A 22,501-nucleotide genomic window follows, 5' to 3' on the forward strand; every position below is an offset into this window, starting at 1 on the left:
CGGCAATACTCCAGCGGTAATAATGGGTTGTCTTTGCTCATTCTCGCATTACCTTTTCACGTAGAGCCTGATGTTGATCTCGGGTCAGGCGGGCTAGGTTTTCCTGTATTTCGATTGGCCGATCTAGGCCCGGCCGTTCGGGAACGGGTGGCCGTCAGTCGCCCACCACCTTCAATGCCTTAAAGCCACTCGCTAGAGAGAGGTTCCCCTGGCTGGCCTGCTCGATGTGGTCACTCCACCAGCCCATCATGATCACCCGCTGTTCGAAGTAGTCCGACCGGTTATAGGCGCGGCGGATCTCGTTGTCGTCGGCATGGGATAGCGCCGCCTCGATAGCATCAGGGTTGAAGCCCTGTTCATTGAGAGTCGTGCTGCCCAGTGAGCGCAGGCCGTGGGCTACTAACCGTCCACCGTACCCCAGCCGTTTCAGGGCTGCATTGGCGCTCTGGTCGTTGATATGGCCCAGTGGGTCTTGCCGTCCCGGAAATACAAAGGGGCGGTGGCCGCTGATTGGTCGCATCCGCTCAAGCAGGGAAAGAGCTTGCGGAGTGAGTGGCACGCGGTGTGGACGATCCATCTTCATCCGTTCGGCTGGGATGTTCCACACATTGGCTTCGAAGTCGATTTCATCCCAGCGAGTACCAGCCGACTCGCCAGGGCGCACCAAGGTATGAAGGCTCCATTCAATTTGGCTGCGGGTTGTCTGGTCTAGCCGCCCATTGGCAATGTCAGCCATCAGTAACGGCAACTCATCTGGTGTGAGAGTGGGCATGTGTTTTTTGTTGGGTTTCTTGAACACCTTGCGGATCGCTGAGCAGGGATTTGCATCGAGCAGGCCATGGTTAACGCTGTAATCGAGGATCTCGTTTATGCGTTGGCATAGGCGACGTACCGTCTCGAGTTTGCCATCAGCTTCAATGGGGCGAAGAATCTCAATGACCTTGGGGGCTCGGATCTGATGGATGGGCATAGAACCGATGAATGGCAGCACATACATCTCAAGGGAACGCCAGGAGTCGTCGGCATAGGCCTCTGTCACATCATGACGTTTCAGGTCCAGCCACTTAGCTGCCATGAATTCAAAGGTGTTGGTACTGACCTCTTGTTCTGCTTGAGCAATGGCTATTTGTTCTTGTTGGTGAAGTTGGGGGTCGATGCCATCGGCCAGTAGAGCACGAGCTTCTTGCCGGCGCTCTCGGGCTGCGGCCAAAGTCACATCGGGGTAGGGGCCAAAACCAATATTTGCTCGCTTTTTGTTACCCGGGCGATAGTAGTTAAAGATCCATAGCCTTGCGCCATTTGGTTTAACCCTCAAGTACAACCCGTCACCATCGCCTAGGTTGTACTCCTTGGCTTCCGGTTTAGCGACCCTCAGTTTTGAGTCGGTCAACTTGTCTCTACTCATGTTGTTACCCCCACCAGCAGTAACACCAAAAACGGTGTTACCAGAGTCTTGTTACTGCAGATGTTACTCTTTAGGCTGGATTTAGGCGAACGCCTTGGACTGCTGAGGACAACAAAAAACCCGCAAAGCCTTACGCTGTGCGGGTTTCTGTACTTCTTCGTTCCCGGCCGGAACATTGTTTGGTGGAGCTGGGGGGATTTGAACCCCCGTCCAAAATTACTACATCCTTGGCACTACATGCTTAGTCACTCTTTACATTCGCCAACCCGCTGCGGAGAGACACGCCACGAATTGACTAGCTCGATTGGTTTTAATGCTTCCGCCCCGAGCAGGACTTCCACACGATCCTGTGAAGGATGACCTTCCGATTCCCTAGGACACAGGCAAGCTAGGGTAGAAGGGCTCTGCGCAGGTTATTAAGCTGCGAGTGCGTAGTTTTCGTCGTTTGCGACTATTTTTTTGCGGTTTATTAACGAGGCCTACCGCACCTCGGCATGCACCTTGGGTTTCGTGAATCTTGTCGAATCCAGAATCAGCCCCAAGTTGTTAAGAGCGATTGTACGCAAAAATGCTGTCATAGCAAGGCGTTGATGGCTATTCCCGCCAGCTGGTCGTCTGTTTGCCGATTTATTGTGCGCAGTGGCCGGGGGAGGGGAACCGGAAGTGAGGTGTCCGGACGGGAATCGTCCGGACATCAGAGGGTTAGCCGCGGTACTTGTTCTTCATGATGCGGGCTTTTTCCCGATCCCACTCGCGGGCCTTGGTATCTTCGCGCTTGTCGTGCTCTTTCTTGCCCTTCACCAGGCCGATCTCGACCTTGACCCAGCACTGTTTCCAGTAGAGGGCGAGGGGAACTATGGTGTAGCCCTGACGGGCGATCAGGCTTTCGAGCTTGTCGAGTTCACGACGGCTCAGCAGCAGTTTGCGGGTGCGGGTCGGGTCACATACCACGTGGCTGGAGGCTGCTTGCAGTGGCAGGAAGCTGGAGCCGAACAGATAGGCCTCGCCATCGCGGAAGATGACATAGGCTTCGCTGATGTTGGCCTTGCCCGCCCGCAGGGATTTGACTTCCCACCCTTGCAGGGACAGACCCGCTTCGATCTTCTCTTCGATGAAGTATTCGTGGCGCGCGGTTCTGTTGAGTGCAATGGTGCTGGACCCGGCTTTGTTTTTACTGTTTTTTTTGCTCATGACGGGCGATTTCCGGCAATGACTAGGAGGCTCGTATTATACGTAGGCAGGGGCGGCTGTAAAACGCGCAGCAGGTCAAGTGGTGGCTTTCTGAGCGGTTTGGCTGAGGTTTTACCTCCACAACCCCAAACATGGTGGTAAAATCGCGCCGATTGGATGAGGAAAAGCCATGCCCCGAATTACGCGTAGTGCCCTGGTGATGTTCAGTGCAGAACAGATGTTCAAGTTGGTTAACGATGTGGATGCCTATCCGCAGTTTTTGCCCGGCTGTGTCGGCAGCCGTGTCCACGAGGCTGGCGATGACTACATGATGGCGTCGGTCGATGTGGCCAAGGCGGGGATTGCCAAGACCTTTACCACTCGCAATCAGCTGGATGTGAACCGTCAGATCAGGATGGAGCTGGTGGATGGCCCGTTCCGCAAGCTGGCGGGCTGGTGGACTTTTACCCCGCTCGATGTAGATGCCTGCAAGGTGGAGTTCGATCTCGATTTCGAATTTACCTCCAAGCTCATCGAAGTGGCCTTTGGTCAGGTGTTCCGCGATCTGGTGAGCTCCATGGTCTCCGCCTTCTCCAACCGGGCCAAGGTGGTGTACGGTGCCTGATCAGCTCAATATCGAAGTGGTCTATGCCCTGCCGCAGCGCCAGACGGTGATTGCGCTGCGGGTCTCTCCCGAGACTTGCGTACAGGCCGCTATCGAGCAGTCCGGCATCGTACAGAAGCACCCCGAGATCGACTTGTCGGTCAACAAGTTCGGCATCTATAGCCGTCCGGTCAAAGGGAGCGAGCCGCTGCACGACGGCGATCGTATCGAGATCTACCGCCCGCTCATCGCCGATCCCCGCGAGATGCGCAAAAAGCGGGCCGAGAAGGCCAAAGAGGAGGGGAGAGCCGATAGCGTGACCGGCGGTCGCCCCGATGTGCATCGCAAGCTCCGCGAGTAGCGCTCAGGTCTTTCTTGCAGAAAAAAGGCGCCGAGGCGCCTTTTTTTGATCCCGTTAGCCGGTGAGCTGGCCGAGGGGATATCAAGAGAGGGTTGCTTCTACCACACCCAGTCGGGCGTGTGCCCAGGCGGCCAGTAGCTCTACCCCGCTTTGCATCACCCGCTCATCGAAATCGAATTCGTTGTGATGGTGTGGTGCCGCCAGATCGGCCCCCAGGATCAGGTAAGCCGCTTCGCCCCCCTGCTTTTGCACCCGCTCCATCAGAAAACCGGCATCTTCGCTGGCGCCAAAGCGGCGAGTCTGGATGGTGGCGAGCCCCTGCTTGCGGGCCAGCGCAGCCAGCTCGGCCTGCAGTGCCGGGCTGTTGTCGAGGGCAATGGCCTCGCCCTGTTTGATGATGCGGTAGGTGACGCCGTGGGCAAGGGCGGTACCTTCGACGATACGTTGCACCTGGCTGAACATGTAGTCGTTGAGGGCGCTGTCGGCTCCGCGGGTTTCACCGCGTAGCTCGGCATGATCGGGGATGACGTTGCGGCCGCTGCCGGCGTGGAGTTGGCCGATGTTGATGCGGGTCATGCCGTCGCGGTGGCGCGGAATGCCGAGCATGGCGGTGGTGGCCATGCAGGCGGCGGCCAGCGCATTGCTGCCGGCATTGGGTTCGAGCCCTGCATGGGCGGCGGTGCCCATAAAGTGGACGTCGAACTTGGTGGAGCAGAGAAACTCGGTGGGGTTGATCACCAGCTCGCCGCTGCCAGCGTGAATACCGATATGGAGCGAGAGCAGGGCATCCACGTCATCGAGTGCGCCACCGGCAGCCAGCGCCTTGCCACCGCGGCACCCCTCTTCGGCGGGTTGGAAGAACAGCTTGATGCGGCCGCACAGCTGCTCTTTCATCGCCATCAGGCTGCTGGCCAGCCCCATGCCGATGGCGGTGTGGCCATCGTGAGCGCAGGCGTGCATCCACCCCTTGTTGTGGGAGGCAAAACCCTCCTGCTGCGGCTGGTGCTGTTCGGCGTCGGACTCTTCCACCTCCACCGCGTCGATGTCGAAGCGAAAGGCCAGGGTCGGGCCGGGACGGCCGGTATCCAGCTCCCCCATCAGCCCAGTCACGTCGCCAATGCGCTCCAGCCAGTCGGGATGGGCTCCCTGACGGCGGGCGCGAGCCTTCTCGGCCGCCACATCCACATCACGCCCCATCATCAGATTGCTGGCCAGCAGCTTGTCGCCGAGCACGATGCGATAGCCGAGTTCATTCAGATGGTGGGCAATCAGGCTGGTGGTACGAAACTCTTTCCAGGCCGCTTCCGGCAGGCGGTGCAGGTCGCGGCGCCACAGGATCAGGTGCTCCAGGGTCATCTTGGCTTCCTTGGTGATTCGATTTGTCGGCTATTGTGCCTTTTTTCGCGGCTGACCACACGGGGGCTGCAGCTGGTCGGGGGAGCTGTGAGTGCAAGTGGTGGCTGTTCGGGCCGTGAATAGTAGTGAGCGCCCATAAAAAACGCCTCCACAAGGGAGGCGTTGTCAGAATGCCTTGATATCAGGCGGCGTGATGGTAAGCGGAGGCTTCAAACAGCTTCTTGTTGGCCACCAGATCGATGGGGTCAAAGTCATCGACGTTGATGGTGCGCAGGCGACTTACCTCGGCGCGGCGCAGCAGCTCGGCTTCGCTCTGGGTCAGTACACCAGCGGCCAGGCCAATGTCGGCCACCTTGTCCAGCGCCATGAAGGGGCGCTTGATGCCATCGCTCTTGCAGACTTTCTCGAACAGCGGCTCGGCGGCCAGCACGTCATCGAGCGCCTGCTCCAGCAGACCGAAGGGGTTGCCCTCTTCGCGGGTCAGGTATTGGCCCTTGGCCAGGCGGCTGCGGGTTTCGCTCGGGGTTTGCAGCAGACGGGCAACCTGTTGATCCAGCTTGTCACACGGACGGTTCAGGTCACGACCCAGCGGCAGCACTACGGCACGCAGGGCCAGACCAATCCAGCGGTTCGGGAAGTTGCGCAGCAGCTCGTCGATCGCCTCTTGTGCCTTGAACATGGCATCTTGCAGTGCCCAGTGCAGCAGCGGCAGGTCGGCCTGCTGGCGTCCCTCATCCTGATAGCGCTTGAGGGCGCTGGAGGCCAGATAAAGCTGGCTCAATACGTCGCCAAGACGGGCGGAGACCCGTTCCTTGCGTTTGAGCTCGCCACCCAGGGTGCCCATCGCCATGTCTGACAGGAACGCCAGGTTGGCCGAGAGGCGGGAGAGCTGCTGGTAGTAACCCTTGGTCTGATCCTTGTAAGGGGCCGCGGCAAAGCGGGCGCCGGTGATACCAAGCCAGAAGCTGCGTACCAGGTTGCTGATGGCAAAGCCGACGTGGCTGAATACCGCCTTGTCGAAATCTTTCAGCGCCTGCTCCTTGTCGGGATGGCTGGCGGCCAGCATCTCCGGCAGTACATACGGGTGGCAGCGGATAGCGCCCTGACCATAGATGATCATGCTGCGGGTCAGAATGTTGGCCCCTTCTACCGTAACGGCGATGGGGGCCCCCTGATAGCCACGGGCCAGATAGTTGTTGGGGCCCATGCAGATGGCCTTGCCGCCGTGGATGTCCATGGCATCGATGATGCACTTCTGGGCACGGTCGGTGAGGTGGTATTTGACGATGGCGGAGATGACCGAGGGTTTCTCGCCAAGGTCGATACCGGTCACGGTCAGGTTGGCTGCGGCGCCCATGATATAGGCGTTGCCACCGATGCGGGCCAGCGGCTCTTCAATCCCTTCCATCTTGCCGATGGGCAGCTTGAACTGGCGACGGATGCGGCTGTAGGCACCGCTCGCCAGGGCCAGCATCTTGACGCCACCTGTGCTGTTGGAGGGCAAGGTGATGCCGCGACCGACCGACAGACACTCGACCAGCATGCGCCAGCCCTGACCGGCCATGGCCGGGCCACCGATGATGAAATCGAGCGGTACGAACACATCCTTGCCCTGGGTTGGGCCGTTCTGGAACGGCACGTTGAGCGGGAAGTGGCGACGGCCGATGCCGACACCCTTGATGTGAGTGGGAATGAGGGCGCAGGTGATGCCGAGCTCTTCCTCTTCACCCAGCAGGTGTTCGGGGTCACGCAGTTTGAAGGCCAGACCCAGCACGGTAGCAATGGGGGCGAGGGTGATGTAGCGCTTGTTCCAGGTCAGGCGCATACCGAGCACCTCTTTTCCTTCCCACTCGCCTTTGCAGACGATGCCGAAGTCGGGGATGGAACCTGCGTCAGAACCCGCTTCCGGGCTGGTCAGGGCGAAGCAGGGGATCTCTTTGCCGACCGCCAGACGGGGCAGGTAGTAATCCTTCTGCTCGTCAGTGCCATAGTGCTGCAGTAGTTCGCCCGGGCCCAGCGAGTTGGGCACGCCGACGGTGGAGGCGAGCACGGCACTGGCACCAGTCAGTTTTTGCAGTACGCAGGACTGGGCATAGGCCGAGAACTCCAGACCGCCATATTTCTTCTTGATGATCATGGCGAAGAACTTGTTGTCCTTCAGGTATTGCCACACCTCGGGGGAGAGGTCCGCGCGCTCGTGGGTCACTTCCCAGTCGCTCACCATGCGGCACACTTCCTCGACCGGACCATCCATAAAGGCCTGCTCTTCGGCAGAGAGGGTACTGACCGGGATGGCGTGCAGCTTTTTCCAGTCCGGGTTGCCCGCGAACAGATCGGCTTCCCACCAGGTGGTGCCCGCTTCAATCGCCTCTTTCTCGGTGCGGGACATCTCCGGCATGATTGATTTGTAGATCTTGAACAGCGGCTTGGTTATTTGATTGCGGCGAAATTCCACCAGATTGAGCGGGATGGCGATCACCGCGAACAGCGCCCATACCAGCAAGGGCACATGACCATAGATGGCGCCAAGCACCAGGGCTGCGCCGGTGACCAGGGTGGAGATGAACAGGGATGCCCGGCGATATGCCAGGGCTCCGATAACCAGGATCACCCCGAGCAGAGTGAGGGTCGTCGTCATTGCTTGCTCCTTGCGTGTATAAATGTGCCAACGTGGTGTAACTCATCCAGAGGTCTGACCTGTTGGATATGGCCCCTGTTGTAATTCATACGCACAAAGTTATCAAGCTGTTTACATCTTCATTACCTTCTCTCTGTGATCCCCATAACGCTCACGCGCCGCCAGCGCTGTGGCTCGCAGGGGGGCGACTGTGCGATTCGCTTGTGCGAGAATAGCCGCTATCTACACGCACACTAAAAACAGTGGAAGAGACATCATGTACCAAGAATTGATCCGCAATGAACTGACCGAAGCTGCCAGCGTGCTGCAGGCCTTCCTGGCTGATGAGCAGAACCTGAAAAACATCGAAGCGGCCGCCAAACTGCTGGCTGACTCTTTCAAAGCAGAGGGCAAGGTGCTCTCTTGTGGCAACGGTGGTTCCCACTGTGACGCCATGCACTTTGCCGAAGAGCTGACCGGTCGTTACCGTGAAAACCGTCCGGGTTATGCCGGTATCGCCATCTCCGATCCGAGCCACCTCTCCTGCGTCTCCAACGACTTTGGCTATGACTATGTCTTCTCCCGCTACGTAGAAGCGGTCGGCCGCCGTGGCGACGTGCTGCTTGGCATCTCCACCAGCGGCAACTCCGGCAATATCCTGAAAGCCATCGAGGCTGCCCGCGCCAAAGGGATGAAAGTGATCGCCCTGACCGGCAAGGATGGCGGTAAGATGGCGGGTCTGGCGGATGTCGAGATCCGGGTTCCGCACTTTGGCTATGCCGACCGTATTCAGGAAGTGCACATCAAGGTGATCCACATCCTGATCCAGCTGGTCGAAAAAGAGATGGCCAAGTAATCAGGCTGTCACTACCAGACAAGGGCAACACAGGTTGCATGGTTTGCCATCTGCCGGTTGTTGTCAGTCACAGGGGAAGGAATTGCGCCTTCCCCTGCTGTCTGTCGAACCAGCGTGCTGGTCGAACATGACACAAGCCAAATCATGAAAGGAGTCTGCCGGATATGTGCGAACTGCTCGGCATGAGTGCCAATGTGCCGACCGATATCTGCTTCAGCTTTACCGGGTTGATGCTGCGCGGCGGCAAGACAGGGCCCCACAAGGATGGCTGGGGGATCACCTTCTACGAGGGGAAGGGCTTTCGCACTTTCAAGGATCCCGAGCCCAGCGCCCAATCTCCCATCGCCAGACTGGTACAGGCGCTGCCCATCAAGAGCTGCGCCGTGGTCAGCCACATCCGGCAGGCCAACCGTGGCTGCGTGTCGCTGGAAAATACCCACCCCTTTACCCGTGAGCTGTGGGGCCGTTACTGGACCTTTGCCCACAATGGTCAGCTGACCGGCTACAAGAAGCTGCCAACCGGCCGCCACCGGCCGGTGGGGGATACCGACAGCGAGCACGCCTTCTGCTGGCTGCTCGATCGGCTGGAGCAAAAATATCCCAAGCGTCCTGCCAACTTTCCCGCCATGTTTCGCTATCTCGCTACCCTGTGTGACGAGCTCAGAGCGTTCGGGGTGTTCAACATGCTGCTCTCTGACGGGGAGTACGTGATGAGCTACTGCAGCAACAACCTGCACTGGCTGACCCGCTGTGCGCCGTTTGGCGAGGCGAGCCTGCTGGATGAGGAGGTGGTGATCGACTTTCAAAGGGAGACCACCCCCAACGATGTGGTCACCCTGATCACCACCCGTCCGCTGACCGGCAATGAGAATTGGGTCAAAATGGCGCCCGGCGAATTCAATCTGTTTCGCATGGGGGAGCGGGTGGCGACCAACCAGGTCGCGCTTGAGCAAGATAAAAAAATACCAGGGTAGATACCTACCCTGGTTCTTCGCAGCAGCCATAAAAGGCAAAAGGGATGAGAGGTGTTGCTGAGCATCATCACTCTGACGGCATTAAGTGTTGATCAATTGTTAATTTTTGGCAATCAAGTTGTTGTCTTGACGGGCGTTTCAGTATTGCTATTTCGATACTGATCACATTTTTTGCCACTTTATTCCCTGAGCCATCCAATCGGGTGCTTCATCACTGCCTGGTCGTGAGCCACGACATCGAAAACTATCTATAGTATGGTCTGTTTGAATACCGTTCTGGAGGAGCCTCGCATGGAGTGGGTGGATCGCAAGGTGTTGCAGCAGCTGGCAGAGGATATCGGTCCGGATATGCTGCCCGTGGTCATCGCAGTCTTTATTGAAGAGGTGGGCGAGCAGCTGAGTCAGCTCAGACCCCTCTATGAGCAGGGGGAGTGGGAGGCGCTGGCCCGGGTGGCGCACAGCATGAAATCATCCTGTGGCAGCTATGGCGCCATACCGAGTTATCAGCAGGTGATGGCGCTGGAGATGGCCAGCAAGCAGGCCGATGTGGCCGAGGCAGAGCGCCAGTTGCAACTGCTGGAGGCCTCCTTGCCCCAGGTGCTCGCGTTTCTTGCCGATTATCAGTAACGGCGCCATGCAGGGATGCCGGGGCGCCGTGACCGTTGCCTAACGCTGGTTGAGCAGTTGCTGGATGATCCGGTCCAGCGCCAGTTTCAGTTTCAACCGATCGTGCCGATGGGGCAGCTCAAGCTCGCCCAGCTCGGCTTCGATCACTCGCCCTTGCCAGTCCCCCGCATCACCCGCGCCTTGTGGGGCCAGGATGGCATCCAGCCGACCCTGACCGACCCGGGATTCCAGCCAGCGACACTGACTCATCAGATCCAGCTGACTGGCAGGGCCGTTTTCCGCCACCAGATTGCAGACGAAAACCAGCATGGCGCTGCTCTCGTTGATGGCCTGGGCGATCTCGGCCAGCAGCAGTGGTGGCATGATGGAGGTGAGAAAACTGCCCGGCCCCAGAATGATTATGTCCGCCTGCTGCAGTGCCAGCACCGCTTCCCGGGTCGCTTGCACCTCCGGCATCAGGCCGAGGGAGAGGGGCGGTGTTGCCAGTTGATCGATGGATACCTCTCCCAGGATTTGGGTGCCACACTCCATATGGGCGCAGAGATCGGTGGGAAATTCAGACATGGGTAGCAATTGTGACTCGATTTTGAGCATGTCACTGATCAGCTTGATAGCATCAAGAGGACGGACACAGAGATTATCGAGCGCCAGCAGCATCAGATTGCCAAGGTTGTGGCCCGCCAGCTCGCCTTTGCCGGCGAAGCGGTATTCGAACAACAGGCTACCGATACTGGGGTCGGTCACCAGCTGGTTCAGGCAGTTGCGCAGATCGCCCCAGGCGATGCACTCCTGACTCTTGCGCAGGCGTCCGGTCGAGCCGCCATCATCTGTGGTGGTGACAATGCCGGTGAGCCGTTGACCGAGAAACGAGAGGGACGAAAGCACTCGTCCCATGCCGTGACCACCACCGATGGCAACGACCCGATCGAAGTCATTGATGTTTTTTTGCCACATATGGGCATCCTGTTATTGGTCTCTGTTGACCGCTATGTTAGCAAGAGAAGCGAGATAATTGTTTGATAAAGGTATGATTTTTGCTTGAGGCTGCCATTCGATAAAACAAGGAGATGGTGTTGAAATTTCTGACCGTTCACTCCCTCGCCCAGAATTCATCGCTGGCGGCCCAAGATATCTGCGCGCAGCTGCGCCACCATGCCAATCAGGCCCCCTCCCTGCTGTTACTCTATTTTACCCAAGCCCATGAGGGGGTGATACTGCGCGACGCACTCAAACGCCAGTTCCCGACGACCCGCCTGCTGGGATGCAGCTCTTGCGGTGGCGTCATGACCGAGATGGGACACCATGCCCGAGACGGATATGGGCTGGCCGTTGCTGCCCTGTACGATGAGAAAGGGGCATTCGGGGTAGCCGGTGCCAGCGGTGACGGGGTGGATGTGCGGCAATTGCTGCGCCGAGCCATGAGTGATTGCGGCCGACCGGGCGAGTTGCCCCAGCTTATCCTGTTTCACGCCAGTCCCGGCAAGGAGGAGGGGCTGCTGGCCGGTATCGAGGCCGAACTCGGTGCCTCGGTGCCGGTGGTCGGTGGATCCGCGGCAGATAACAGTGTTAGCGGTGACTGGCAGCTCTGCTGGGATGAGGCGGTGACGCGGGATGGCATCGCTCTGGCGGTGCTCTATCCCGATTGCCAGCTGGCCTTTCAGTTTCACTCCGGCTATGTGCCTGCCGAATTCAGCGGCGAGATCACCGCTTGCAATGGGCGGGAGGTACTCACCATCGATCACCAGCCAGCCGCCGAGGTCTATGCCCGCTGGTGCGGGCGCGAGCAGCCCTGGCCGGTGGGGGCGATTTTGCGCGAGACCACCCTCACCCCGCTGGCTCGTCAGGTGGGAGCACTGGATGGCATTCCTTACTACAAACTTTCCCACCCCGAAGCGGTGACCGAACAGGGCGGGCTGCGGCTCTTTACCGATGTGGTGCAAGGGGAGCGTCTGCTGTTGATGTACAGCAGTCAGGAAGGGTTGTTGCAGCGCAGCCTCAATGCCATGCGTATCGAGCCAGGGTATGGGGTCGATGTGGAATTGCAGCCTATCGGCGCTCTCATTATCTTTTGTGCTGGTTGCCGTTTGGCGCTAGGTGATATGTTGTGCCAATTTGTCGAGCAGAGCCAGGCTCGCCTCGGCAAGATCCCCTTTATCACCCCCTTTACCTTCGGCGAGCAGGGGCGGCTGCCCAATGGCGAGCTGGCCCACGGCAACCTGATGGTATCGAGCGTGATTTTCCTGACCCGTTGAGTCGGCAGAACATAACAGAGCAGGCAACAAGATGATTGGCAACAGTGAACTGGAAGCCCTCGGCGACAAATTGCAGACCACGCTGGTCGACCTTATGCGTTGCCGCGAGCGCGAGGCCAAGTATCGTCACGAGTCCCAGACTCTGCTGGGGGGGGTTGCCACCCTCGCCGATGCCAAGACGCTGGAGCAGGTGCTGGAGAGCCTCATCCAGGTGCTCAAACCCTTTATCGGCTTTGAGCACGCGGATGTGGTGGCCTGGGAAGGGGAACGGGGCAGTACCCACCTCAGTACCGAGCCGATGTACGCTGCCCGCAGCTGGCGCATGACCCCGGCATTTGCCCGCGCCATCTCGGGTGAAACTCTGGTGATTTACGATCCCTCCCAACTGCCTGAGCTGGCGCCGCTGGCGAGCGAGCCGGGCTGGGCCAGCGTGATGCTGACCGGGCTGCAGGCCCCCGGTTTTACCGCCATCCTCATCTGCCGCCACGCTCGGGCGGGCACCTTCGATCTCACCAGCAAGGCCGCCATGGAGCGTTGCCGTCCGCTCATCGCCCAGGCGCTGGTCAACATCACCTATCGGGCCCGCTTGCAGGAACAGGTCGCGGTAAAAACCGAGGCGCTGCAGGCCAGCGAACGCCGTTTTCGCAGCTTCGCCGCCATGGCTTCGGACTGGTTCTGGGAGACAGATGCCGAGCATCGTCTCAGCTATGCCTCCGAACCGGGTTATCTGGATGAGATGACTCTGCAGGCGACCCGGCCGACCCTCTATGACTACGTCTGCAACAAACAGAGCTGTGATGCCCAGAAATATCTGCAGCTTTTGGAGCTGCGCCAGCCGGTGCGAGGGGTGCGGATGCAGGTTGCGCTGCAACACGGCCCCTGCTGGATGGAAGTGAGCGCCGAGCCCTGCTTTGACCATGATGGCCTGTTTATCGGTTATCGCGGCACTGCCCGGGATATTAGCAACCAGATCCGTAGGGAAGAGGAGCTGGCGCGGGCACGGGATGAGGCCGAAGCGGCCAACCGTGCCAAGTCCCAGTTTCTGGCCATGATGACCCACGAGATCCGTTCGCCCATGAATGCGGTGTTGGGGATGCTCGATCTGGTGCAGCATGCCGAGCTGGCGCCGGAGCAACAGAGCCTGCTGCGCCATGCCACTCACTCGGCCAGATTGCTGCAAACCATCATCGACGACGTGCTCGATTTTTCGAAAATCGAGTCGCAAACCCTGGTGTTTCACTGCGAGACCCTGCAACCCGTCCAGCTTTGTCAATCTCTGGTCGAGCCGCTGCAAGCTCGCGCGACCGCCAAGGGGATCTCGCTGGTTTATCGGGTCGATGAGTCTGTGCCCCGGGAGTTGCAGGGAGACCCGATGCGGCTCTCCCAGGTGATCGGCAATCTGCTCGACAATGCCCTCAAATTTACCGATGAGGGCAGAGTGACGCTGCGGCTCGGCTGGCATGAGGAGAAGTTGCGGGTGTCGGTGAGTGACACCGGGATCGGTATCTCCCCTGCGGATCAGACGAAGCTCTTTGAACCCTTCTCCCAGGTCGACAATTCGGCGACCCGGCGTTTTTCCGGTACTGGCCTCGGCCTTGCCATCAGCAAGCGTCTGGTGACACTTATGGGGGGAGAGATCAACCTGAAGAGCGAGCCGGGCAAGGGAAGTTGCTTCTGGTTCGAGCTGCCTGGTATGGCGCGGCCTTGCCATAGCCAGCCGCAGTGGGAGGAGGAGGCTTCGGCACTGCTGCCACTGGATGTGCTGGTGGTGGAAGACAGCCCGGTGAACCAGCTGGTGGTGTCGCTGATGCTGCAAAAACTGGTGGGCAAGGTACGGCTGGCTGCCAATGGTCTGGAGGCGCTGGCGCAGGTGGATGAGCAGCTCCCGAATCTGATCCTGATGGATATGCGGATGCCCCTGATGGACGGGCTGGAAGCCACCCGGCGCTTGCGTGAGTTGGGCTGCACCATGCCTATCGTCGCCCTGACGGCCAATGCGATGGCGGAGGACAAGGCGTGCTGTCTGGCGCAGGGGATGGATGACTTTCTCGCCAAGCCCATCACCTTGTCACGGCTGAGAGAGTGTTTGCAGCGTCACTTTGGTCAGCGGTTGCCGACGCGCGGATAAAAAAAATGGTCAACTTTGTGGGTTGACCAGTTCTTCAGCAAATACTGAAGAGAGCACGGGATAAATCGGGTTGTACCAATCTATATGAAAAATCTGTGCCAACTTTTTTGGGACTCTTTTGTGTTCAACTTTGGCCGTTTAGCGTAGCGGCACTCTCTTGTTATGTTTTAATATGTTCTTTTTCATTAGCAGAATGCGAATTTCACATTTTCATTGTTGGAATAATTGCATTTTGCAACGCTGTTTTTGTCATTGTGAAATCAGGCGATGCAGGAATTTACGGGCTGCTTCGCTGTTTTGTTTGGCAATCAGCATCTGCTTTTCGTAAATCGGCATCGGCAATATCTCGAGCCAGCGTTGGCAGAGCCAGGCGGCATCTTCAAAGCGCTTGTCCGGATAGAGCTCATCAAGCTCCGGATACTGCTCGAACACCTCGCGCAGGCGATTGACCAGCAGCTTGTCGTTGAAATCGGAGTGGGTGCTCGGCCAGTTAGGCAGCATCTCCACCTTGGCCCGGCGCAGGCCCATCTCATCTGTTTCCATCTCGTGGATACAGAAGCGCTCAAGCCCAAGGACAGTGATACCCAGTAGTCCATCGTTCAGGGTATAAAAGTCGGTTACCTTGACCCGGGTGCCCACTGGCAGGATCCGCCCGGATTGACCGGAGCTGGTCGACTCTTCCATCACGATGCCAAAGCCCTGATCGTTGATGAATGACTCCTTGAGCATCTGCAGATGGCGTGGCTCGAACAGACGCAGAGGAAGCTTGCCGCCCGGCAGTATGTGGGAAGGCAAGGGGAACAGTGCCAAAGGTTGTAGTTTCATGTTCCATCCTCCATTGAGCAGTTTCTGTATAGGGCAATGCAGCGACTGTGCCAGAGAATGAAAAAAGCCACCGGATGGTGGCTTTTCGGGCGGTTGAAGGCGCTTAGTTGCGCTGCTCCAGATACATGACAGCTGCTTCCACGCGGCTTTGCGCCTCGAGTTTCTTCAGCAGGCTCTTCACATGAACCTTGACCGTTCCCTCGGAGATATGGAGTACCGAGGCGACCTGTTTGTTGGAGAGGCCTTTTGCAATTTCGCGTAGGATTTGCATTTCGCGACGCGTTAAGCTTTCCAGTTTCTGCTGCAGGTGATCCAGCTCGTAGATGTTTTCGAGATAGGGGCGCAGCGGTTCGCTCAGGATCTGCTTGCCGGTCATCACGTCGGCCAGTTGAGCCAGCAGCAGATCCGGCTCGGTATCCTTGAGCAGGTAGCCATCGGCACCGGCCTTGAGCAGGGCCACCACATCCTGACGGGCATCGGAGACGGTGAGGATCACCACTTGGGAGGTGATCTCTTCGGCCCGCAGCGCCTTGAGGGTATCGAGGCCGGAGAGCCCCTTCATATTGAGGTCGAGCAGGATCAGGTCCGGCTCGGACTCTTTGGCCAGCGCCACGGCATCTGTGCCGTTGGAAGCTTCACCGGTCACCTCCATGTTCTCTTCCAGAGCTAGCAACTGCACAATCCCTTTGCGCATGAGGGGATGGTCATCTACGACCAGAACTGTGTATTTCATCTCGTCCATCAGGCGTCTCTCGCTAGACTGGTGGGAAAGGTCAGATGCACGCAGGTGCCTTGTGGTTGCTGCTCGTTGATGGTCAGCAGACCGTGCAGTTTGCTGGCGCGCTCGTTCATGATACTCAACCCGTAATGGTTGATCGCCGAGCTGGCGAGTCCGATCCCGACACCGTCATCTGAAATCTGAACCTCGATGTTACCACTGGCAAGGGTCTCACAGCTAACATCAATCACTTGCGCGTTGGCGTGTTTGATGGCATTGAGCACTGCCTCACGGATCAGCTGCAAAATGTGGATATGCTGGCCCGCCTCCAGGTCGTTGTCGGCCAGTCCGTAATGGAACCGGATTTCGGCCTGGGTCTGGGGTTGCAGCTGATCGAGCATCACCCGGATCGCCTCTCCCAGATTAGCATCGCCAATGGTGAGACGGAAGGTACCGAGCAATTCGCGCAACTGGGTATAGGCATTGCTAAGCCCCTCGTCGATCTGCTGCATCGCCTCCTGCGCCTTGTCATGCTGCCCCTTGGCGTAAGAGCGCTTGAGCAGGGTGGACTGGATCTTGAGGTAGGAGAGGGCCTGCGCCAGCGAGTCGTGCAGCTCCCGGGCTATCACCGCCCGCTCCTCCATCAGCAGCAGTCGCTGCTGTTGCAGCAGGGTCTGGTCTTTGTGCAGCACCTGAGCCAGCAGCATGGTGAAGTTCTTGATCAACCGCTCATCGATGGGGTGCTGGCTGATGATGTCGAGGCGGCCGAACTCCTGCTCATCCATCTGCAGATAAAAGCTGGCCACTGCATCGAGATCGCCGGGCCAGCCGGTGCGCCCCGAGATATAGACCGGCATGGCGTTGTGCTCGAAGCGGGTCAGCCGGATATGGTCGATATGCTGGTGGGCGGCTGCGCGGTCCAGCAGTTTGATGAGGGTACGGGTGCTGAGCGGGGCGGCGTGCAGCTTCTGGGCGGTCGAGTAGAGAAACGAGAGGGTGTCGTTGGCCTGCTGCAGCTTGGCGGTTTTCTCTTCCACCTTGTTCTCCAGCTCCCGATAGAGTTTGCCCAGCTCGTCCGCCATGGTGACGAAGGCACGCGACAGCTCCCCCAGCTCATTTTCGCCGTGGGCGGGCAGCTGAAGATCGAAATCCTGCCGCTGGATCTGGCGGGCGCAGTAGACCAGCTGGTTGAGGGGGGCGACCACCTGCTGGCGGGTGAAGCGCACCGTAAACCAGGCGATAGTGATGATGGCCAGCAGGCCGAGCCCCTCTGCCAGTGCCAGCATCCGCACCTTGAATTCCACGTGGTACTGCATCTGATTGACGAAATTGTCGATGGCCGCCACAAACTGCTCGGTGTTATCGGTGTACCGTCTGGGGGTGTGATCCTCGATGTGCTGGCGCATTACCTGCCACTGGCCGAGCACCTCGCCATAGGTGCGACGCAGGGAGGCTGGCGTGATCCAGCGCTGGGTCTCCTGCAGCTCTTCGGCGTGCAGGGTCTCTTCAAACTGTGAGAGGCGCCCCAGCACGCTGTCGCCCCGCTCGATTTCGTAGGCCATCCGGTAGGCCTGCATCCGCAGCGAACCGGAGAGGTTGATCGCCTTGGCATCGGGTACCGAGTAGAAGAGGGTGACCATGGCGACCAGCGCGATCAGGCTGGCCATGAAGAGGATCAACACCATGGCGCGGCCAATGGCACTGCTGACCGAATGGACCCTGAACCGTTTTCCCATACTGATGCGCACCTCTGAATAGTGATAAGGACCCCGCAAGATGCGTGGGAGTGTACTCCAACTTGTGTTAGCATCGAAAAACTAGATGAACTCCGAGCGGTTTTGCCTAAGTCCTAGCGATAGGGGGAAACCAGCCGTCAGCCGACGTTCGAGCTGTAAGGGTCAGGAAAGAAATGCCCTGGCCTCCCGTATTTGGAAAGGTGTTTATGTTGCCACTTGAAGATGGTTTTTCCCGTCGTTTTTACTATTTGCGTCTGTCGGTGACCGATGTGTGCAATTTCCGTTGCACCTATTGCCTGCCTGACGGCTATCGCCCCCCGGAAGGTCACAAAGCTGGGCGTCAACCCTTTCTCTCGATTGACGAGATCCGCCGTGTGGTCAGCGGTTTTGCCGCCATGGGCACCCGCAAGGTGCGCATCACGGGGGGCGAGCCTTCCCTGCGCCGCGATTTCACCGAGATCGTCAAGGTGATTGCCACCACCCCGGGTATCGAGAAGGTCGCCATGACCACCAACGGCTATCGCCTCAAGGAGCGGGCTCAGGAGTGGTTTGATGCCGGACTCAACGCGCTGAATGTCAGTGTCGACAGTCTCGACCCGCGCCAGTTTCACCAGATCACCGGTGAGAACAAGCTGGCCGAGGTGATGGAGGGGATCGAAGCAGCACTGGCCGCCGGTTTCAAATCGGTGAAGATCAATGCGGTGCTGCTCAAGGGGCTCAACGACTACCAGCTTGATGCCTTTCTCGGCTGGATCAGGCACAAGCCCATCGAGCTGCGCTTTATCGAACTGATGCAGACCGGCGAGATGGATACCCTGTTTCGTGACCACCATGTCAGTGGCGAGCAGATCAAACAGCGCTTGCTGGAGAGCGGCTGGGTGCAGCAGTTGCGGGGCACGGATGACGGTCCGGCGCAGGTCTTTATGCACCCGGAATCGCAGGGTGGGGTGGGGCTCATCATGCCCTACAGCAAGGATTTCTGTGCTGGTTGCAACCGGCTGCGGGTCTCCTCGCTGGGGAAGCTGCATCTGTGCCTGTTTGGCGACAACGGCATCGACCTGCGGGATCTGCTCGGCGCAGATGGGCAATCCGATGAGCTGCAACAGCGCATTCGCGCGGCACTTGCGGGCAAGAGTGCCACCCATCGGCTTCATGAAGGCAATGCCGGCATCACTCCTCATCTCGCCTCGATCGGCGGATAACTGCAAAAAATCCCCAACGATTAAATAGCAATCCTCATATGGAGGTATTTTAACCGATACCTCCATTTTTATTACGCTGCAAGGCTTTGATCTGGCGCAAGAATCCCCCCTGTTTATCTCCCTGGTGGTATATCCCTTACCTTGTCAGGGCCGCAATATACACCCACTCTTATAATTGGTATCAAGAATGCCAATCATGGACTCGCACTGTCCCCTTTTTCACCAGAACAGGAGTCAACATGCCGGATGAGATCGATCTTGCCCGCCGCGGCCTGTTCCGGGGGCGACTGAGAACTGTCGAACCGCCGGTGCAGTTGCCCTGGTCAGTCAACTGGTCGGCATTTGTCGCCGACTGCACCCGCTGCGGGGAGTGTCTGGCCGCCTGTCCGGAGCAGATCCTGGTGAATGGCGAGGGCGGTTTTCCGGTGGTCGATTTCCAGCGTGGCGAATGCACCTTCTGCACCGAGTGCGTCACAGTCTGCAAGGCGCCGCTGTTTCGCCCGACCAGCGAGTCCCCCTGGCACTATAAGGCCCATATCGAGGCCAACTGTCTGGCCAATGGTCAGGTGTTCTGCCAGCGCTGTCAGGACAGCTGCGAGCCCAATGCCATTCGTTTTATTCCGGTGCTGGGGCGTGTGCCCACCCCGACAGTGGAGCCGGATCGCTGTAATGGCTGCGGCGCCTGTGTGCAGGATTGTCCGGTTGGTAGCATCAAGGTCGACGGGCGAGCCGTCCCATCCGGTGGTGCGAGCCAGTCCACCCTCAAGCAGGAGTCAGAATGAGTCAGAAGCTGTGTGACACAGAAGCCACAATGGATCAGGAGTTCCATGTATCGAGTCTGGTGGTGCTGACCCAGCCCCCCTTGCGCCATCAGCTCGCCGAGCAGATTGGCGCCCTTGAAGGGGCCGAGATCCACGCCGTCAGTGACGAGGGCAAGCTGGTCGTGACCCTGGAAGGTCCAAGCCAGCGGCCGATCATGGCGGCCATTGATGCGATACAGGCGATGCCGGGCGTGCTCTCTGCCGCCCTGATTTACCACCAGTTCGATGAACTGGGCGGTCACTGAAAAGAGTGATGGGATGCCGGGCGTGCCCTCTACCGCTGATGGCTGGCTCCCGTTCGACAGATTCGACAACTATTACGCGATAAGCAATGTGAGGATATGCCATGAAGCTGAGTCGACGCGACTTTATGAAGGCCAACGCGGTGGCAGCTGCCGCTGCCGTGGCCGGTGTCAGTGCCCCCACGCTGGCAGCCAATCTCATCACCAGTACCGACAAGACCGCCATCCATTGGGATAAGGCTCCCTGCCGCTTCTGCGGTACCGGCTGCTCCGTGCTGGTGGGTTCTCAGGATGGTCGGGTCGTGGCGACTCAGGGCGACCCCGATGCGCCGGTCAACCGTGGCCTCAACTGCATCAAAGGTTACTTCCTCTCCAAGATCATGTATGGCCAGGATCGCCTGACCCAGCCGATGCTGCGGATGAAGAACGGCCAGTTCGACAAGGATGGCGACTTCGCCCCCATCAGCTGGGATCAGGCGTTCGACATCATGGCCGAGAAGTTCAAGGCAACTCTGAAAGAGAAGGGGCCGACCGCTGTCGGCATGTTCGGCTCCGGCCAGTGGACCGTCTGGGAAGGCTACGCTGCCGCCAAGCTGATGAAGGCCGGTTTCCGCTCCAACAACATTGACCCCAATGCCCGTCACTGCATGGCCTCTGCGGTCGTTGGCTTCATGCGTACTTTCGGTATGGATGAGCCGATGGGCTGTTACGACGATATCGAGCAGGCCGATGCGTTCGTGCTGTGGGGCTCCAACATGGCCGAGATGCACCCCATCCTCTGGTCGCGGATGTCCGATCGCCGTCTCTCCAACCCGGATGTGCAGGTGCACGTGCTCTCGACCTTCGAGCACCGCAGCTTCGAGCTGGCGGACAACGGCATGGTGTTTACCCCGCAGACCGATCTGGCGATCCTCAACTATGTCGCCAACTACATCATCCAGAATGACAAGGTGAACTGGGACTTCGTCAACAAGCACACAGTGTTCAAGAAGGGGGCCACCGATATCGGTTACGGCCTGCGCCCGACCGATCCGCTGCAGCAGAAAGCGAAGAACCCGGACAGCGGCGATGCCACTCCGATGACCTTCGAGGAATTTGCCAAGTTCGTGGCGGATTACGATGTGGAGTCGGTCTCCAAGCTCTCCGGCGTCTCCAAAGAGAAGCTGGAAAAGCTGGCCAAGCTCTATGCCGACCCGAGCAAGAAGGTGGTCTCCTACTGGACCATGGGTTTCAACCAGCATACCCGTGGCGTCTGGGCCAACAACCTCTGCTACAACATCCACCTGCTGACCGGCAAGATCTCCGAGCCGGGTAATGGTCCTTTCTCACTGACCGGCCAGCCCTCTGCCTGTGGCACCGCGCGTGAAGTGGGTACCTTTGCCCACCGTCTGCCTGCCGACATGGTGGTGACCGAGCCCAAGCACCGCGCCATCGCCGAGCAGATCTGGAAACTGCCGGAGGGGACCATTCCCGACAAGGTGGGTTTCCACGCCGTGCTGCAGGATCGCATGCTCAAAGATGGCAAGCTCAACGCCTACTGGGTGATGTGCAACAACAACATGCAGGCTGGCCCCAACATGAATACCGATCGCCTGCCTGGCTATCGCGATCCGCGCAACTTCATCGTGGTCTCCGATCCGTACCCGACCGTCACGGCCCAGGCCGCTGACCTTATCCTGCCCACCGCAATGTGGGTGGAAAAAGAGGGGGCCTACGGCAACGCCGAGCGCCGCACCCAGTTCTGGCACCAGCAGGTGAAGGCACCTGAAGGGGCCAAGTCCGACTTGTGGCAGCTGATGGAGTTTTCCAAGCGCTTCAAGGTTGAGGAAGTGTGGCCGGCTGAACTGATTGCCAAGGTGCCGGAAGTGAAGGGCAAAACCTTGTTCGACGTGCTCTATGCCAACGGTCAGGTCAATCAGTTCCCGAAAGAGCAAAGCAAGGGGATGCTGAACGACGAAGCCGAGCACTTCGGGTTCTACGTCCAGAAGGGCTTGTTCGAGGAGTACGCCACCTTTGGGCGTGGTCATGCGCACGATTTGGCTCCCTTCGATCAATACCATGAGTCCCGTGGTCTGCGCTGGCCGGTAGTGGATGGTAAAGAGACCCTGTGGCGCTATCGCGAAGGGTTCGACCCCTATGTGAAAGCGGGCGAGGGGGTGCGCTTCTATGGCAAGCCCGATGGCAAGGCGGTCATCTTCGCCCTGCCGTTCGAGCCCGCCGCCGAGTCGCCGGATCAGGAGTACGATCTGTGGCTCTCCACCGGTCGCGTGCTGGAGCACTGGCACACCGGCACCATGACTCGCCGGGTGCCCGAGCTCTATCGCGCCTTCCCGGATGCGGTGCTGTTCATGCACCCGGACGATGCCAAAGCCCGTGGCGTGCGTCGTGGCGAAGAGGTGATCGTCTCCTCCCGCCGTGGCGAGGTGAAGACCCGTGTCGAGACCCGTGGTCGCAACCGTCCGCCGAAAGGACTGGTCTTCATGCCCTTCTTTGATGCGAGCCAGCTGGTCAACAAGCTGACCCTAGACGCCACCGATCCGCTCTCCAAAGAGACCGATTACAAGAAGTGCGCCGTCAAGGTGATGAAGGCTTAAGGCGGGGGAGCGC

At 58.9% G+C, this 22,501-nt stretch carries 19 protein-coding genes, 1 other RNA gene and 1 riboswitch; of the genes, 11 read left to right on the forward strand and 9 right to left on the reverse strand.

Going from position 1 to position 22,501, the window contains the following annotated elements:
- Positions 1-154 precede the first annotated feature (154 nt).
- The 3 genes from ACRAUW_RS07435 to smpB form a co-directional block, all read right to left on the reverse strand.
- The gene (locus ACRAUW_RS07435; RefSeq protein ID WP_431361771.1) at positions 155-1,405 is read right to left on the reverse strand and encodes an integrase domain-containing protein; all 1,251 of its coding nucleotides are present in this window, start codon (positions 1,403-1,405) and stop codon (positions 155-157) included.
- Positions 1,406-1,585: 180 nt separating this feature from the next.
- Positions 1,586-1,945: a transfer-messenger RNA gene (ssrA, locus tag ACRAUW_RS07440) on the reverse strand.
- Positions 1,946-2,107: 162 nt separating this feature from the next.
- On the reverse strand, positions 2,108-2,596 hold the full coding sequence (gene smpB, locus ACRAUW_RS07445; RefSeq protein ID WP_431361772.1) for an SsrA-binding protein SmpB: 489 nt from the start codon (positions 2,594-2,596) through the stop codon (positions 2,108-2,110).
- 169 nt (positions 2,597-2,765) lie between these two features.
- On the opposite strand from smpB, the gene ACRAUW_RS07450 reads away from it, so the two are divergent.
- Both ACRAUW_RS07450 and ACRAUW_RS07455 read left to right on the forward strand, forming a co-directional pair.
- Positions 2,766-3,200 carry an SRPBCC family protein gene (locus tag ACRAUW_RS07450; RefSeq protein ID WP_033136254.1) on the forward strand — a complete coding sequence of 145 codons (435 nt, stop codon included), beginning with the start codon at positions 2,766-2,768 and terminating at the stop codon, positions 3,198-3,200.
- Positions 3,193-3,540, forward strand: coding sequence for an RnfH family protein (locus tag ACRAUW_RS07455; RefSeq protein WP_431361773.1), 348 nt, complete (start codon positions 3,193-3,195; stop codon positions 3,538-3,540). Before ACRAUW_RS07450 ends, ACRAUW_RS07455 begins: the two co-directional genes overlap by 8 nt.
- Positions 3,541-3,621: 81 nt before the next feature.
- Here ACRAUW_RS07455 and ACRAUW_RS07460 read toward each other — a convergent pair whose 3' ends face one another.
- Positions 3,622-4,896, reverse strand: coding sequence for an amidohydrolase (locus ACRAUW_RS07460; RefSeq protein ID WP_431361774.1), 1,275 nt, complete (start codon positions 4,894-4,896; stop codon positions 3,622-3,624).
- A gap of 181 nt (positions 4,897-5,077) precedes the next feature.
- Positions 5,078-7,534 (reverse strand): acyl-CoA dehydrogenase FadE, encoded by a 2,457-nt coding sequence (gene fadE / locus ACRAUW_RS07465; protein WP_431361775.1) that lies wholly within the window; start codon positions 7,532-7,534, stop codon positions 5,078-5,080.
- 256 nt (positions 7,535-7,790) lie between these two features.
- Here fadE and lpcA point away from each other — a divergent pair, with 256 nt between their 5' ends.
- The 3 genes from lpcA (at position 7,791) to ACRAUW_RS07480 (ending at position 9,970) form a co-directional block, all read left to right on the forward strand.
- Positions 7,791-8,369 carry a D-sedoheptulose 7-phosphate isomerase gene (gene lpcA, locus ACRAUW_RS07470; protein WP_431361776.1) on the forward strand — a complete coding sequence of 193 codons (579 nt, stop codon included), beginning with the start codon at positions 7,791-7,793 and terminating at the stop codon, positions 8,367-8,369.
- A gap of 164 nt (positions 8,370-8,533) precedes the next feature.
- On the forward strand, positions 8,534-9,343 hold the full coding sequence (locus ACRAUW_RS07475; protein WP_005353514.1) for a class II glutamine amidotransferase: 810 nt from the start codon (positions 8,534-8,536) through the stop codon (positions 9,341-9,343).
- Positions 9,344-9,634: 291 nt separating this feature from the next.
- Positions 9,635-9,970: an Hpt domain-containing protein gene (locus ACRAUW_RS07480; protein WP_019446543.1), complete on the forward strand. Its 336-nt coding sequence runs from the start codon at positions 9,635-9,637 to the stop codon at positions 9,968-9,970.
- A gap of 39 nt (positions 9,971-10,009) precedes the next feature.
- Here the strand turns inward: ACRAUW_RS07480 and ACRAUW_RS07485 are convergent, their stop codons facing one another.
- The gene (locus ACRAUW_RS07485; protein ID WP_431361777.1) at positions 10,010-10,924 is read right to left on the reverse strand and encodes a gluconeogenesis factor YvcK family protein; all 915 of its coding nucleotides are present in this window, start codon (positions 10,922-10,924) and stop codon (positions 10,010-10,012) included.
- Positions 10,925-11,037: 113 nt separating this feature from the next.
- Between ACRAUW_RS07485 and ACRAUW_RS07490 the strand changes: the two genes are divergently transcribed.
- Both ACRAUW_RS07490 and ACRAUW_RS07495 read left to right on the forward strand, forming a co-directional pair.
- Positions 11,038-12,222, forward strand: a complete 1,185-nt coding sequence (locus ACRAUW_RS07490; protein WP_431361778.1) for an FIST signal transduction protein — start codon at positions 11,038-11,040, stop codon at positions 12,220-12,222.
- Between the two features lie 31 nt (positions 12,223-12,253).
- Positions 12,254-14,350 carry an ATP-binding protein gene (locus ACRAUW_RS07495; protein ID WP_431361779.1) on the forward strand — a complete coding sequence of 699 codons (2,097 nt, stop codon included), beginning with the start codon at positions 12,254-12,256 and terminating at the stop codon, positions 14,348-14,350.
- A gap of 249 nt (positions 14,351-14,599) precedes the next feature.
- Here the strand turns inward: ACRAUW_RS07495 and ACRAUW_RS07500 are convergent, their stop codons facing one another.
- The 3 genes from ACRAUW_RS07500 to narQ form a co-directional block, all read right to left on the reverse strand.
- Positions 14,600-15,175 (reverse strand): LON peptidase substrate-binding domain-containing protein, encoded by a 576-nt coding sequence (locus ACRAUW_RS07500; protein ID WP_431361780.1) that lies wholly within the window; start codon positions 15,173-15,175, stop codon positions 14,600-14,602.
- 103 nt (positions 15,176-15,278) lie between these two features.
- On the reverse strand, positions 15,279-15,917 hold the full coding sequence (narL, locus tag ACRAUW_RS07505; RefSeq protein ID WP_236296635.1) for a two-component system response regulator NarL: 639 nt from the start codon (positions 15,915-15,917) through the stop codon (positions 15,279-15,281).
- Positions 15,917-17,629 (reverse strand): nitrate/nitrite two-component system sensor histidine kinase NarQ, encoded by a 1,713-nt coding sequence (narQ, locus tag ACRAUW_RS07510; RefSeq protein WP_431361781.1) that lies wholly within the window; start codon positions 17,627-17,629, stop codon positions 15,917-15,919. The genes narL and narQ overlap by 1 nt, the downstream gene beginning before the upstream one ends.
- Positions 17,630-17,707: 78 nt before the next feature.
- A riboswitch (molybdenum cofactor riboswitch) is annotated at positions 17,708-17,848 on the forward strand.
- On the opposite strand from narQ, the gene moaA reads away from it, so the two are divergent.
- From moaA to napA, 4 genes are all read left to right on the forward strand, one after another.
- Positions 17,836-18,831, forward strand: a complete 996-nt coding sequence (gene moaA, locus ACRAUW_RS07515; protein WP_158109458.1) for a GTP 3',8-cyclase MoaA — start codon at positions 17,836-17,838, stop codon at positions 18,829-18,831. Its footprint overlaps the riboswitch before it by 13 nt.
- 239 nt (positions 18,832-19,070) lie before the next feature.
- On the forward strand, positions 19,071-19,613 hold the full coding sequence (gene napF / locus ACRAUW_RS07520; RefSeq protein WP_431361782.1) for a ferredoxin-type protein NapF: 543 nt from the start codon (positions 19,071-19,073) through the stop codon (positions 19,611-19,613).
- 29 nt (positions 19,614-19,642) lie between these two features.
- Positions 19,643-19,897, forward strand: coding sequence for a chaperone NapD (locus ACRAUW_RS07525; protein ID WP_031227438.1), 255 nt, complete (start codon positions 19,643-19,645; stop codon positions 19,895-19,897).
- 101 nt (positions 19,898-19,998) lie between these two features.
- The gene (napA, locus tag ACRAUW_RS07530) at positions 19,999-22,488 is read left to right on the forward strand and encodes a nitrate reductase catalytic subunit NapA (protein WP_431361783.1); all 2,490 of its coding nucleotides are present in this window, start codon (positions 19,999-20,001) and stop codon (positions 22,486-22,488) included.
- Positions 22,489-22,501 lie beyond the last annotated feature (13 nt).

Origin of the sequence: Aeromonas sp. (assembly GCF_050633025.1) — a bacterium.
GTDB lineage: Bacteria > Pseudomonadota > Gammaproteobacteria > Enterobacterales > Aeromonadaceae > Aeromonas.

Bases quoted from the DNA above. Each gene is read 5' to 3' on its own strand.
- ACRAUW_RS07435 (WP_431361771.1), bottom strand. From the start codon at position 1,405: ATGAGTAGAGACAAGTTGACCGACTCAAAACTGAGGGTCGCTAAACCG.
- smpB (WP_431361772.1), bottom strand. From the start codon at position 2,596: ATGAGCAAAAAAAACAGTAAAAACAAAGCCGGGTCCAGCACCATTGCA.
- ACRAUW_RS07450 (WP_033136254.1), top strand. From the start codon at position 2,766: ATGCCCCGAATTACGCGTAGTGCCCTGGTGATGTTCAGTGCAGAACAG.
- ACRAUW_RS07460 (WP_431361774.1), bottom strand. From the start codon at position 4,896: ATGACCCTGGAGCACCTGATCCTGTGGCGCCGCGACCTGCACCGCCTG.
- fadE (WP_431361775.1), bottom strand. From the start codon at position 7,534: ATGACGACGACCCTCACTCTGCTCGGGGTGATCCTGGTTATCGGAGCC.
- lpcA (WP_431361776.1), top strand. From the start codon at position 7,791: ATGTACCAAGAATTGATCCGCAATGAACTGACCGAAGCTGCCAGCGTG.
- ACRAUW_RS07475 (WP_005353514.1), top strand. From the start codon at position 8,534: ATGTGCGAACTGCTCGGCATGAGTGCCAATGTGCCGACCGATATCTGC.
- ACRAUW_RS07480 (WP_019446543.1), top strand. From the start codon at position 9,635: ATGGAGTGGGTGGATCGCAAGGTGTTGCAGCAGCTGGCAGAGGATATC.
- ACRAUW_RS07485 (WP_431361777.1), bottom strand. From the start codon at position 10,924: ATGTGGCAAAAAAACATCAATGACTTCGATCGGGTCGTTGCCATCGGT.
- ACRAUW_RS07490 (WP_431361778.1), top strand. From the start codon at position 11,038: ATGGTGTTGAAATTTCTGACCGTTCACTCCCTCGCCCAGAATTCATCG.
- ACRAUW_RS07495 (WP_431361779.1), top strand. From the start codon at position 12,254: ATGATTGGCAACAGTGAACTGGAAGCCCTCGGCGACAAATTGCAGACC.
- ACRAUW_RS07500 (WP_431361780.1), bottom strand. From the start codon at position 15,175: ATGAAACTACAACCTTTGGCACTGTTCCCCTTGCCTTCCCACATACTG.
- narL (WP_236296635.1), bottom strand. From the start codon at position 15,917: ATGGACGAGATGAAATACACAGTTCTGGTCGTAGATGACCATCCCCTC.
- narQ (WP_431361781.1), bottom strand. From the start codon at position 17,629: ATGGGAAAACGGTTCAGGGTCCATTCGGTCAGCAGTGCCATTGGCCGC.
- moaA (WP_158109458.1), top strand. From the start codon at position 17,836: ATGTTGCCACTTGAAGATGGTTTTTCCCGTCGTTTTTACTATTTGCGT.
- napF (WP_431361782.1), top strand. From the start codon at position 19,071: ATGCCGGATGAGATCGATCTTGCCCGCCGCGGCCTGTTCCGGGGGCGA.
- ACRAUW_RS07525 (WP_031227438.1), top strand. From the start codon at position 19,643: ATGGATCAGGAGTTCCATGTATCGAGTCTGGTGGTGCTGACCCAGCCC.
- napA (WP_431361783.1), top strand. From the start codon at position 19,999: ATGAAGCTGAGTCGACGCGACTTTATGAAGGCCAACGCGGTGGCAGCT.